Annotated in this window: 12 protein-coding genes; 8 read left to right on the plus strand and 4 right to left on the minus strand. The window is 61.0% G+C overall.

What is annotated here, in order from left to right; genetic code table 11:
- Positions 1–21: 21 nt before the first annotated feature.
- The 4 genes from moaB to AC13RE_RS13940 form a co-directional block, all read right to left on the minus strand.
- A complete protein-coding gene (moaB, locus tag AC13RE_RS13925; RefSeq protein ID WP_488563354.1) occupies positions 22–576 on the minus strand; it encodes a molybdenum cofactor biosynthesis protein B in 555 nt (184 codons plus the stop codon).
- Entirely contained in the window at positions 576–1,490 is a 915-nt protein-coding gene (locus AC13RE_RS13930; protein WP_488563334.1) for a 4-(cytidine 5'-diphospho)-2-C-methyl-D-erythritol kinase, read from the minus strand. The genes moaB and AC13RE_RS13930 overlap by 1 nt, the downstream gene beginning before the upstream one ends.
- A gap of 7 nt (positions 1,491–1,497) precedes the next feature.
- On the minus strand, positions 1,498–3,354 hold the full coding sequence (locus AC13RE_RS13935; protein ID WP_488563355.1) for a tetratricopeptide repeat protein: 1,857 nt from the start codon (positions 3,352–3,354) through the stop codon (positions 1,498–1,500).
- Positions 3,355–3,478: 124 nt separating this feature from the next.
- Positions 3,479–4,495: a polyprenyl synthetase family protein gene (locus AC13RE_RS13940; RefSeq protein ID WP_112335438.1), complete on the minus strand. Its 1,017-nt coding sequence runs from the start codon at positions 4,493–4,495 to the stop codon at positions 3,479–3,481.
- A gap of 108 nt (positions 4,496–4,603) precedes the next feature.
- Here AC13RE_RS13940 and AC13RE_RS13945 point away from each other — a divergent pair, with 108 nt between their 5' ends.
- The 8 genes from AC13RE_RS13945 to AC13RE_RS13980 all read left to right on the plus strand — a co-directional run.
- Positions 4,604–4,834: a putative signal transducing protein gene (locus AC13RE_RS13945; RefSeq protein WP_488563335.1), complete on the plus strand. Its 231-nt coding sequence runs from the start codon at positions 4,604–4,606 to the stop codon at positions 4,832–4,834.
- Between the two features lie 8 nt (positions 4,835–4,842).
- Positions 4,843–5,619: a tRNA1(Val) (adenine(37)-N6)-methyltransferase gene (locus AC13RE_RS13950; protein WP_488563336.1), complete on the plus strand. Its 777-nt coding sequence runs from the start codon at positions 4,843–4,845 to the stop codon at positions 5,617–5,619.
- A gap of 109 nt (positions 5,620–5,728) precedes the next feature.
- Positions 5,729–6,589: a S49 family peptidase gene (locus tag AC13RE_RS13955; RefSeq protein ID WP_488563337.1), complete on the plus strand. Its 861-nt coding sequence runs from the start codon at positions 5,729–5,731 to the stop codon at positions 6,587–6,589.
- Between the two features lie 16 nt (positions 6,590–6,605).
- Complete coding sequence (locus AC13RE_RS13960) at positions 6,606–6,797, plus strand: hypothetical protein (RefSeq protein WP_112335442.1); 192 nt, start codon at positions 6,606–6,608, stop codon at positions 6,795–6,797.
- Positions 6,798–6,915: 118 nt separating this feature from the next.
- Positions 6,916–7,875 (plus strand): glycine--tRNA ligase subunit alpha, encoded by a 960-nt coding sequence (locus tag AC13RE_RS13965; protein WP_112335445.1) that lies wholly within the window; start codon positions 6,916–6,918, stop codon positions 7,873–7,875.
- A gap of 128 nt (positions 7,876–8,003) precedes the next feature.
- Complete coding sequence (locus tag AC13RE_RS13970; protein WP_132715962.1) at positions 8,004–8,555, plus strand: LemA family protein; 552 nt, start codon at positions 8,004–8,006, stop codon at positions 8,553–8,555.
- Between the two features lie 87 nt (positions 8,556–8,642).
- Complete coding sequence (locus AC13RE_RS13975; protein ID WP_488563356.1) at positions 8,643–9,899, plus strand: 3-phosphoshikimate 1-carboxyvinyltransferase; 1,257 nt, start codon at positions 8,643–8,645, stop codon at positions 9,897–9,899.
- A gap of 89 nt (positions 9,900–9,988) precedes the next feature.
- Positions 9,989–11,884: DUF2207 domain-containing protein (locus AC13RE_RS13980; RefSeq protein WP_488563338.1), on the plus strand; the 1,896-nt coding region annotated here is incomplete at its 3' end.

Consider the following 11,884-nt stretch of genomic DNA (forward strand, 5'->3'; position numbering starts at 1 on the left):
AGATCGCAGCGAGCGGAAGACCTATCTCGAGCCGGCGCCGCGCTTTAGATGCTCGTCGAGGCGCGGCATGATCTCCACGAAATTGCAGGGCATGTGGCGATAGTCGAGCTGCGCCTTCAAGATGCCGTCCCAGGCATCCTTGCAGGCGCCGGGAGAGCCCGGCAACACGAAGATGAAGGTGGCATTGGCCACACCGCCTGTCGCCCGTGACTGGATCGTCGCCGTGCCGATCTTGTCGTAGGAGATGCGATGGAAGACTTCCGAAAACCCATCCATCCGCTTCTCAAACAATGGCTCCAACGCTTCCGGCGTAACATCGCGGCCGGTAAAGCCCGTGCCGCCGGTGGTGATGACGACATCGACCGCATCGTCCTTGGTCCAGGCTTCCACCTGCGTGCGGATGCGCTCCCTGTCGTCGGGAACGATGGCGCGGGCAGCAAGCCTGTGGCCGGCTTCCGCAATGCGGGCAACCAGCGTATCGCCGGATTTGTCGTCGCCGAGCGTGCGCGTATCGGAAACGGTCAGCACGGCGATGCCGACGGGAATGAAGGATCTTTCGTTGACTGGACCTGCCATCATGCCTCTCCCGCGATCGTCTCCGTTACCTGGAAATACCAGTCCGGCTTCTGTCTGTGAAGCGAGGCGGCGGCTTTCTTCGCCCGTTCGGCATCGGCGAAGATGCCGAAACAGGTGGCGCCCGAGCCCGACATGCGCGTCAGGATCGGGGATTCGCTTTCGATCAGGCCGGAAAGCACGCCAATCTCGCCGCAGATCGAGCGCGCCGGCGGTTCGAGATCGTTGCGCAGGGCCTTGATCGTGTCGATCCATTCGCCTTGACCCCGCGGCATTTGCGACGGAAACAGCAATGGCGGATTATCCTTGCGCGACAATTGGCGGAACACGTCGGGCGTGGAGACGCCGACGAGCGGATTGCCGAGAACCATCGGAAAAGAAGGAAAGGAAGGCAGCAAATCTATCGCCTCGCCAATTCCACGCGCAATCAGCGGTCGGCTCGAAAGACACATCGGCACATCGGCGCCAAGCTTCAGGGCGATCGTTTTGAGGGTGCCTTCAGACAGGCTGAGGCGCCAGAGCCGCATGAGCCCACGCAATGCCGCCGCCGCATCCGCCGAACCGCCGCCGATGCCCGATGCGATCGGCAGGTTTTTTTCCAGATGAATATGGACGGCGGGAGCATCGAGACCGGATGAATTGGCTGCCTGGCGCAAGAGATCGCGCGCCTTGAGCACGAGATTGTCGCCAGCCTCGGCATCGGCGGAAAGCAACGGGCCGAACCGTCCCGAAAGGCTGAAATCGTCATCCGCACTTGCGCGAAAGAAAAGACGATCGCCGTGGCGGGCAAAGCTGACGAGCATGTCCAGCAGATGATAGCCATCGGCGCGGCGGCCGGTGACGTGCAGCGCAAGATTGATCTTTGCGGGCGCTTCTTCCGTAAGGTCGAAATCACCCGCTGCCAAGATCGTGCTCATGGAAGTCTTAGGACTTCTTGTCGACCGGCGCCGGAGCGTTCGTGTCGGGCGAGGGGGCGGGCGCTGGATCGGGCTGCTTGCTCTTGTCGACGGTCTTTGGATCGTTGTCGAGTGGCGGCAAGCCCTTCTCGACCTTCTCCTTGATCTTCGGAATATCGGCCTCTTCCGGCTTCGAGGCGAGCGCCCGATTCCACTGATAGACGGCTTCGAGCTTGCGGTTGACGCGCCAGTAGGCGTCACCGAGGTGGTCATTGATCGTCGGATCGCCCGCCTTGAGCTGTGCCGCCCGCTCCAGTTCGCTCACGGCATCGTCGAAACGGTTGAGGCGGAAATAGGCCCAGCCAAGCGAATCGACGATATAGCCGTCGTCCGGCCTGAGATCGACGGCCTTCTTGATCATGTTCAGACCCTGGTCGAGGTTCATGTTCATGTCGACCCAGGAATAGCCGAGATAGTTCAGCACCTGCGGCTGATCCGGATTGAGCTCAAGCGCCCTCTTGAAGTTCGGCTCGGCATCCGCCCACTTCTTCAGCCGCTCATAGGCAATGCCGCGCTGGAAGAACACCGCCCAGTCGCTGCGCTTCGGCACGGGGCCGATGATCTGTACGGCCTTATCGTAATTGTCGGCCATGGCCTGGAAGTCCTTGGCATCCGAAAGGACGCTGCCATAGGCGAGATAGCTGCGGACATCGTTGGGATCGGAATCGATCAGCGCCTTCAGATGCTTGCGTGCATCGTCGACTTTACCTGCCTGGGCGAGCGCAAGGCCGAGCTGCAGCTCGGAGATGCGAGCCATTGGCGAGTCATCGGGCACCTTCTTGTAGAAGCCGATCGCACGATCGGTCTGCTCCTGCTTTTCGGCCAGCCCGCCGAGCAGCACCAGCGTATCGGCAGCTTTGGGGTCGAGAGAATTGGCAATCTGCAGATAGAGCGAGACGACATCCTCGGCCCCGTCGCGGTTCAGCGCGGCACCGATGGTGAAGAGAACGGCGGCCGCACCCTCGCTGGCATTGGTGACCTGCTGGCCCGGCGTATCACCCTTGCTGATGCTGTCGCGCAGCGCATTCAATGGAGCATAATTGCTGACGAGATTGTCACCGACGGAGATTGCATCCAGGGCCTTCTGCTTGTCGCCGGCCTTGGCTTCGAGGCGGGCGAGCGCCATGACGGCGCGCATGAACGTATCGGGAGCCGTCGCTCCGCCCGTCTTGTCGAGGATCGCATCGTTGAGGTGCGAGCGTGCCGATTTCAGGTCGCCCATCGTCAGTGCGATGGCACCGGCATGATAGTTCTTGAAGATGTTGAACCAATCCGGGCCCTTCATCTTGTCGATCATCGAGATGGCTTCCTTGCCCCGGCCGGATCCGGCGCGAGCCCAGGCGGCGAGCAGATTGGTCATCATCCGGTCGAGATCGTTCGGACCGTTATACTTGAGGATTTCCTGGGCGGTACGGTATTCGTGACGGCGAATGGCATCCATGCCGCGCACGATGGTGGTCACGCGTTCGACGGAAGGGTCGCTCTTCAGCTCGTTGGCGTATTTGACGCCTTCTTCCAGATTGCCGTTCAGCAGCAGCGAGATCATCAGCCGCTGGCGGATTTCGGGATTGCTCGGGTCGATCATCAGCGCCTTTTTGTAGAGCGCGATGGCAGTATTGTAGTCGTGATCGACATCGGCGGTGCGGGCGGCGAGGAAAGCGCCTGCGAAGGTATCGACACTATCCGTATCGAAGGCGACCGGGGCGCTGGCCTCCGGTGCTGCCGCCGGCTTATCATCGGCGCGCGCGACATTCAGGGCGGACACCGAAAGGACCGCCGCCAAGGCTACGCCCGAGAGGAAACGGATGGCAAGTCTCTGCCGCATTAGAAAGCCTTTCATCAAGGGACAGCCGGCGAAGACCGCCGGCGGCATAAAGCGTTCGTGTCAACTGATTCACAACAGGATGGCTTTTTTGAAGCGGCCCTGCAACAAATTCAGGCCGCCGCCATCAATTAACGCGTTCGATGCAGAAATCGATCACTTCCAGAAGTGCCGATTTCCAAGGCGTTTCCGGCAGGGGTGCCAGGGCGTCGCGCGCGATGGTGCCGTAATGGACGGCACGGGCAATTGTGTCGGCCAGCGCGCCATATTTCGTGATCAGGCCGAGAGCCTTCTCGAGATTCTCGTCGCTGTTGTTGCCGGTTTCGATGGCCTCGCGCCAGAAGGCGCGCTCCTTCTCCGTGCCGCGGCGATAGGCGAGAATCACCGGCAGCGTGATCTTGCCCTCGCGGAAATCGTCGCCGACATTCTTACCGAGATCGGCGGCCTTGCCGCCGTAGTCGAGCGCGTCGTCGACGAGCTGGAAGGCGAGGCCGAGATTGGTGCCGTAGGACTTCAGCGCATTGCGCTCCGCCTTGCCGGCATTGGCGACGATCGGGCCGACTTCAGCTGCAGCGGCAAAGAGCGCTGCGGTCTTGGCGCGGATGACCGAGAGATAATCGTCTTCCGTCGTCTCCATGTTCTTGGAAACGGAAAGCTGCAGCACCTCGCCTTCGGCGATGACGCAGGCGGCCGAAGAGAGCACGTCGAGCGCTTCGAGCGAGCCGACTTCCACCATCATGCGGAAAGCTTGGCCGAGCAGGAAATCCCCGACCAGCACGCTTGCCTGATTGCCCCAGATCATCCGGGCGGTGGACTTGCCGCGACGCAGATCGCTTTCATCGACCACATCGTCATGCAGCAGCGTCGCCGTATGCAGGAATTCGACCGATGTCGCGAGCTTGATGTGATTGTCGCCCTGATAGCTGTAAAGAGCGGCAGACGCGATGGTCAGCATCGGCCGCAAACGCTTGCCGCCAGAGGAAATGAGGTGCTCCGCAACCTCCGGGATCATCTGCACATCAGAGCCGGCCTTGGACAGGATGAGCTGATTGACGCGTTCCATATCCGCCTTGGTCAGGTCCACCAACGGCTTGATGGATGCCAGTTTATTCTTGCTTTCTTCCAGCGGTATCACGACGCCCAACGATCCGGACTCCTGTTCATTTTCTGCAAAGCACAATAAGAAGGGGCGAAACGGGCGGCAAGAGGCGAATTGTCTCGTCGCGTAAATTTGACAGGAATTCTAAGGCCTATGCACGAGTTGATCCGTACCAATGACCCGGTCCTTCTCTCATTCGCTGAGAGCCTGATGAAGGATGCGGGAATTCATTGCTTCATTGCGGACCAGGCCATGAGCATTCTGGAAGGCTCCCTCGGGATGCTGCCGCGCCGCTTTCTGGTGGAGGAAGAGCGTGCCGATCTGGCCCGGCGTATCCTGATCGATGCCGGCCTCGGCGACGAGTTGCGCCAGGCCCGGTCCTGAGGTTCGCCATGACCGAAAGCCCCTCCGAAACCATCGATGCCTTCCACCGCGGCGCCTTCCATGTCGTGCAGCCGAAGGGCAGGGGGCACCGCTCCGGCATGGATGCCATGCTGCTCGCAGCGCTTGTCGCAGATGAGCGTACGATCCGGGTGGCGGATCTCGGTGCGGGCGCCGGAGCCGCCGGAATGGCCGTGGCCTCGAGACTCGACCGGGCGGAGGTCGTGCTGTTCGAGCGCTCGTCTGATATGGCCGAGTTCGCGCGCAAAAGCCTCCTGCTGCCGGAAAATGCGCGTTTTGCCAACCGCGTCTCGGTTATCGAAGCCGATGTCACGCTGACCGGCAAGGATCGCAATGAAGCGGGTCTTGTCGACGACAGCTTCCACCACGTTATCATGAACCCGCCCTTCAACGATGCCAGTGACAGGCTGACACCGGACGCGCTGAAAGCCGAAGCGCATGCCATGACCGACGGGCTGTTCGAACGGTGGATCCGCACGGCAGGCGCGATCATGATCCCGGGCGGCCAGCTCTCGCTGATCGCCCGGCCAGAATCGATCGGCGAGATCATCGCCGCCTGCGGCCGCCGCTTCGGCGGCATTGAAATCACGCCGATCCATCCCCGCGAGGGTGAGAGTGCGGTGCGCATTCTGGTGACGGCAATCAAGGGTTCGAGGGCCAGACTGGCGCTTCGGGCGCCATTGATCATGCATGGCGAGGGAACGCATAAATTCACCGATTTCGTCGATGATATGAACAACGGCCGCACTTCGTATCCGCGCCGCTAGCCATTCGGCGCGCTCAGCATCAGAGCATCAAATACGATCCGCAATATTGCGTTTGGCGTTTCCGTGCATACATCACGGGGCAGCAAACATCATGATTCAGGGATGACGAATGGTTGGGTTCTTGAGACGCATGCTTCCGAAGCGCTTCCGCAAGGAGGAGGTGATCGTCCCCGTCGTCCGTCTGAGCGGCGTCATCTCTTCCGGTGGTGGTCCGCTGCGGCAATCGCTTAATCTGGCGGGCTCATCCCAGGCTCTTGAAAAAGCTTTCGGCATGAAGACGGCGCCGGCTGTCGCCATTATCGTCAATTCGCCGGGCGGCTCTCCGGTGCAGTCGCGGATGATTTACAATCGCATACGCGATCTGGCCGCCGAGAAAGATAAGAAGGTCCTGGTCTTCGTTGAGGATGTCGCAGCCTCTGGAGGTTACATGATCGCGCTGGCGGGAGACGAGATCATTGCCGATGCCACCTCGATCGTCGGTTCGATCGGCGTCGTCTCCGGCGGGTTCGGTTTTCCGGAGTTGTTGAAGAAGATCGGCGTCGAGCGCCGCGTCTACACAGCTGGTGCGAACAAGGTGATCCTCGATCCGTTCCAGCCGGAGAAGGAAAAGGACATCGAATATCTGAAGAGCCTGCAGCTCGAAATCCACAAGGTCTTCATCGACATGGTGCTCGAGCGTCGCACAGGAAAGCTCTCGGCGGACGAAACGGTATTTTCCGGCCTGTTCTGGACCGGCAGCCGCGGGCTGGAGCTTGGCCTGATCGACGGCCTGGGAGACATGCGTCAGGAATTGAGGAAGCGTTTCGGCGATAAGGTCAAACCAACGCTGATCACCGCGCCGCGCAGCCTTTTCGGCCGCAAGGCTCCCGGCATTTCGCTTGGCGGCATGGATGGCCTCGGCGCCGGGATTGCATCCGGGCTTGCGGAAGCGGCAGAGGAAAAGGCATTGTGGGGCCGGTACGGATTGTAGGCGGGAGCGCTGGCTAATGTCCCGGATCATCTTCTTCATCATCGCCGTCGGCGGGATTTGGTTCTTGTATCGGCGTTTCGTCCGCGATGCCCAGCGGCTCGCCGAAAAATCTCGCCGTGCCGAGACGGAACGCCGCACCGGCGCTATGGGAACGCTGGTGAAAGATCCGAAGACCGGCGAGTATCATGTGAAGCGCGAGGATGAGTAAACCCATGTGCCTCGGCGAGGCAGGCTGCAGCGCCGTTTATGCTGCAAAGCCTTGACCCATTCGCCACGCCGTGGCACCTGTCCGCCAAACAATTCGCTAGCGGAAGAAACCAATTCCCATGACTGCCAACGTGCCCGACCATATGAACCCGAAGCGCTCCTTCCAGGCGCTGATCCTGACGCTGCACAATTATTGGGCTGACAAGGGTTGTGCGGTTCTGCAGCCCTACGACATGGAAGTCGGCGCCGGCACGTTCCATCCGGCAACTACCCTGCGTTCGCTCGGGCCGAAGCCTTGGCGGGCCGCCTATGTCCAGCCGTCCCGCCGCCCCTCCGACGGTCGCTACGGTGAGAACCCCAACCGCCTGCAGCACTATTATCAGTATCAGGTCATCCTGAAGCCCAATCCGCCGAACCTGCAGGAGCTCTATCTCGGCTCGCTGAAGGCGATCGGCCTCGATCCGCTGCTGCATGACATCCGCTTCGTCGAGGACGATTGGGAAAGCCCGACGCTTGGTGCTTGGGGTCTCGGCTGGGAATGCTGGTGCGACGGCATGGAAGTCTCGCAGTTCACCTATTTCCAGCAGGTTTGCGGCATCGAATGCGCACCCGTCGCCGGTGAGCTGACCTACGGTCTGGAGCGTCTTGCGACCTATGTTCAGGGCGTCGACAGTGTCTATGACCTGAATTTCAACGGCCTCGAGGGCGAAGACAAGATCACCTACGGCGATGTCTTCCTCCAGGCCGAGCAGGAATATTCCCGGCATAATTTCGAATATGCCAATACCGAGATGCTGCACCGCCATTTCATCGATGCCGAGAAGGAATGCCAGGCGTTGCTGGCAGCCGGCGCGCCCGGCGACAGCGAAAATCATCGCCTGCACAAATGCGTCTTTCCGGCTTACGACCAGTGCATCAAGGCGAGCCACGTCTTCAACCTGCTCGACGCCCGCGGCGTCATCTCTGTCACGGAACGCCAGAGCTACATCCTGCGCGTGCGCACGCTCGCCAAAGCTTGTGGCGAAGCCTTTCTGCTGACGGATGCCGGCGGCATCAACTGGAATCAGCAGGCCGCCTAAGGCAAGCTTCCCCGGGATTGGGCATCGCCATAGTCTGTCTTAGCTCCGCGCCGCCATTAAAGCCGGGTGACATTGGCGTGAAATCTGCCTAGTGTCCCTTGGGTTGCAGTCGCCACGGGGGATTTTAGATGCTTGTTCTTCTAGCGATCATAGTGCTGGCCGCGCTCTATGTCGTCTTCATTTACAACGGGCTCGTTCGTGCACGACAAGTCGCGGAAGAGGCATGGTCCGGTATCGACGTGCAGTTGAAGCGCCGCGCCGATCTCATTCCCAATCTGGTCGAGACAGTCAAAGGCTATGCCGGCCATGAGAACAAGACGTTGGTCGAAGTCACCCAGGCGCGTGCCGCAGCGCAGGCCGTGCCTGCTGGCGATGTCGCCGGCCGTGCCGCCGCCGAAGGCGTTCTCAGTCAGGCGCTCGGCCGTCTGATGGTCGTTTCTGAATCCTATCCCGACCTGAAGGCCAATACGGGCTTCGTCGAGCTGCAGCAATCGCTGGAGACGACGGAAAACGAAATCCAGATGTCACGCCGCTACTACAACGGTGCCGCACGCGATCTGAACGTCAAGGTCGAAACCTTCCCGAACAATCTCATCGCCGGCCCCTTCGGCTTCGTGAAGAAGGCCTATTTCGAGATTACCAACGAAGCGGACCGCGCTGTTCCAACGGTAAAGTTCTGAGATTTCCGCTATCGGTTTTTCATGCGAGGCGGTAAAGGATGCCGACCGCTGGCCATCGGCCGCTTTCCTGACTGACCAAAGAGAATGATGATGGGTAGAGCCAAACTCACGATAATCCCGCCGGGCAAGCCTTTGACCGGACGCGCTATGCCGCCGGGATCGAAGTCGATCACCAACCGCGCGCTGTTGCTGGCGGGCCTTGCCAAGGGCACGAGCCGGCTGACCGGCGCGCTGAAGAGCGACGATACCCGCTATATGGCGGAGGCTCTGCGCGCCATGGGCGTAATCATCGACGAGCCCGACGACACGACCTTCATCGTGACCGGCAGCGGCAAGCTGAAGGCGCCGGCTGCACCGCTTTTCCTCGGCAATGCCGGCACGGCGACACGCTTCCTGACGGCAGCTGCGGCGCTGGTCGACGGCAAGGTCATCGTCGATGGCGATGCCCATATGCGCAAGCGGCCGATCGGCCCGCTCGTCGACGCATTGCGCTCGCTCGGCGTCGATGCCTCCACGGAAACCGGCTGCCCGCCCGTCACCATCAACGGCAACGGCCGCTTCGAGGCAAGCCGCGTGCAGATCGATGGCGGCCTGTCTAGCCAGTATGTTTCGGCTCTGTTGATGATGGCTGCCGGCGGCGACCGGGCTGTCGATGTCGAGCTGCTCGGCGAGCATATTGGTGCTCTCGGCTATATCGATCTGACGGTTGCTGCCATGCGCGCTTTCGGCGCCAAGGTGGAGCGTGTGAGCCCGGTTGCCTGGCGCGTTGAGCCCACCGGCTATCATGCCGCCGACTTCGTCATCGAGCCCGATGCCTCCGCCGCGACCTATCTCTGGGCGGCCGAAGTGCTTGGTGGTGGCAAGATCGATCTCGGCACGCCGGCAGAACAGTTCTCGCAGCCGGATGCGAAGGCCTATGACCTGATCTCGAAGTTTCCGCATCTGCCCGCCGTCATTGACGGCTCGCAGATGCAGGATGCCATCCCGACGCTCGCCGTTCTCGCCGCCTTCAATGAAACGCCGGTGCGCTTCGTCGGCATCGAGAACCTGCGCGTCAAGGAATGCGATCGCATCCGCGCCTTGTCGAGCGGCCTGTCCCGCATCGTGCCGAACCTCGGGACTGAAGAGGGCGATGATCTCATCGTCGCATCCGATCCGAGCCTTGCCGGCAAAGTGCTTCCGGCAGAAATCGACAGCTTTGCCGATCACCGCATCGCCATGAGCTTTGCGCTCGCCGGCCTGAAGATCGGCGGCATCACCATTCTTGACCCCGATTGCGTCGCCAAGACCTTCCCGTCCTACTGGAACGTGCTGGCGTCTCTTGGTGTCGCTTACGAAGACTGACGCTCCGCCATCTCAAGGGCTGAGCGCAGGCATGTTCCTGACGTGAAGCGGCGCCGGCAACGGCGTCGCGGCCATCCTTTGGGGGAGTGATGACACGGCTTTGCGGGTTCTTCCTGGCTTTGTGCCTGCTGCTTTGTGCAACGGCGGTGACGGCAGCCGAACTCATCACGAACTTCGATCAAGCGATCGCGCTGCATCGTGACGGCTCCATGCGCGTCGTCGAGACGATCTCCGTCAATGCCGAGGGCCAAAGCATCCGCCGCGGCATCTTCCGGGATTTCCCGCTGACGATGACCGATGCCGGTGGCCGCGAGATCGAGGTGGATTTCAAGGTCGTATCCGTCGAGCGCGATGGGCAGCCGGAGGATTGGCACAGCGAACGTATCAAGGGCGGCGAGCGTATCTATATCGGCAACGCCGATCGTATCCTGAACCCAGGCTCGCACATATTCCGCCTCACCTACGACACCAATCGTCAAATGCGCTATTTCGGCGATCATGACGAGCTTTATTGGAACGTGACGGGCAACGGCTGGCTGTTCCCTATCCTCAATGCGAAGGCAACAGTCACCTTGCCCGATGGCGTGCAGCCGCAGCAGCTTGCCTTCTTTACGGGGCAGCTCGGCGCTACCGACAAGAATGCAAGTGCGAGCCAACAGGGCAATATCGTTACCTTCGCAACGACCAGGCCGCTTGCAGTGGCTGAAGGCCTGACGATCGCCATCAAGCTGGCCAAAGGAGCGATCACACCGCCGAGCGACAGCCAGCAATGGGGCTGGTTCCTTCGGGATCACCTCGATACGATTATTGCCATCGGCGGGCTGATCCTGCTGTTTGCCTACTATATGCGAAGCTGGATCGCGGTCGGCCGCGATCCTCGGCCGGGCGTCATGGTCCCGCGCTGGGATCCACCCGAGGGCATTTCGCCGGCGCTCGTGAACTATATCGACAATAGAGGCTTTGCCAGTTCCGGCTGGACGGCATTCTCCGCAACCGCGATTGACCTCGCCGTGCGCGGCTATGTCATTCTGGACGACTTGAAGGGAAAAGTCGTTATCCGCCCGACCGGCAAGGCTGGCAGTGATCTTAGCGGCGGCGACAAGGTGCTGATGCAGGCCGTCGGGCCATTCTCGTCGCTTGTTATCGATAGGGCGAATGGCGAGGCGGTGCAGCAGCTCGGCTCGAAATTCCGCAGCGCCATCGAACGCGATCATCGCGACGAATATTACAAGGCCAATTCGCTCTACGTCATAACAGGTATTGCGCTATCAGTTCTGGTTCTGGCAGCGATCGTCATCTTCGGTCGCCTGCACGAAAATGCCCTGCCGCTGATCATTGTGCCGGGCTTCCTCTCGATTTTCGTGACGATCTTTGCGAGTTCGATCGGCCGCAGGTTTCGCAGGCATAGTGCCAGCCTCGCCCAGCGCATCATTTCGGTGCTGATTTTCGCCTTCTTCGGCTTCGTCTTCGTCTCGATTGCCGTTAGCGGCTTTGCCGCCGCGGTCGTGCCGTTGTGGGAAGCGGGCCTGCTGCCGCTGGTCGCCGCTATCGTCGGCATTTTCGCGCTCAACGTCGTCTTTTATTTTCTGATGGGCGCACCGACGCCGCTCGGGCGCAAGATGATGGATGGCATCGCCGGCCTCAGGCAATATCTGACGCTTGCCGAACGCGACCGGATGAACATGCAGGGCGCGCCGCAGATGTCGCCGCAGCATTTCGAGAAGCTGTTGCCCTATGCCGTCGCGCTCGGTGTCGAAAAGCCCTGGTCGAGCGCCTTCGAAACCTGGCTCGCGACGGCTGCCGGTGCAACTGCCGCCGCAGCCTATGCGCCGGTCTGGTATTCCGGCGATTTCCGCCCGGGCAATATCGGCGGAACGATCGGCGACTTCTCCTCTTCCATGGCGTCGACCATAGCCTCGACCATTCCCGCCCCAGTATCGAGCTCCTCATCCGCTTTCGGCGATGGCGGAGGAGGTGGCGGCTCC

It is taken from the genome of Martinezella sp. CNPSo 3959, assembly GCF_057784355.1.

Coding starts and splice junctions, on each gene's coding strand:
- AC13RE_RS13960 (WP_112335442.1), top strand. CDS start 6,606: ATGTCCCGGATCATCTTCTTCATCATCGCCGTCGGCGGGATTTGGTTC.
- AC13RE_RS13950 (WP_488563336.1), top strand. CDS start 4,843: ATGACCGAAAGCCCCTCCGAAACCATCGATGCCTTCCACCGCGGCGCC.
- AC13RE_RS13945 (WP_488563335.1), top strand. CDS start 4,604: ATGCACGAGTTGATCCGTACCAATGACCCGGTCCTTCTCTCATTCGCT.
- AC13RE_RS13955 (WP_488563337.1), top strand. CDS start 5,729: ATGGTTGGGTTCTTGAGACGCATGCTTCCGAAGCGCTTCCGCAAGGAG.
- AC13RE_RS13970 (WP_132715962.1), top strand. CDS start 8,004: ATGCTTGTTCTTCTAGCGATCATAGTGCTGGCCGCGCTCTATGTCGTC.
- AC13RE_RS13930 (WP_488563334.1), bottom strand. CDS start 1,490: ATGAGCACGATCTTGGCAGCGGGTGATTTCGACCTTACGGAAGAAGCG.
- moaB (WP_488563354.1), bottom strand. CDS start 576: ATGGCAGGTCCAGTCAACGAAAGATCCTTCATTCCCGTCGGCATCGCC.
- AC13RE_RS13975 (WP_488563356.1), top strand. CDS start 8,643: ATGATGGGTAGAGCCAAACTCACGATAATCCCGCCGGGCAAGCCTTTG.
- AC13RE_RS13935 (WP_488563355.1), bottom strand. CDS start 3,354: ATGCGGCAGAGACTTGCCATCCGTTTCCTCTCGGGCGTAGCCTTGGCG.
- AC13RE_RS13965 (WP_112335445.1), top strand. CDS start 6,916: ATGACTGCCAACGTGCCCGACCATATGAACCCGAAGCGCTCCTTCCAG.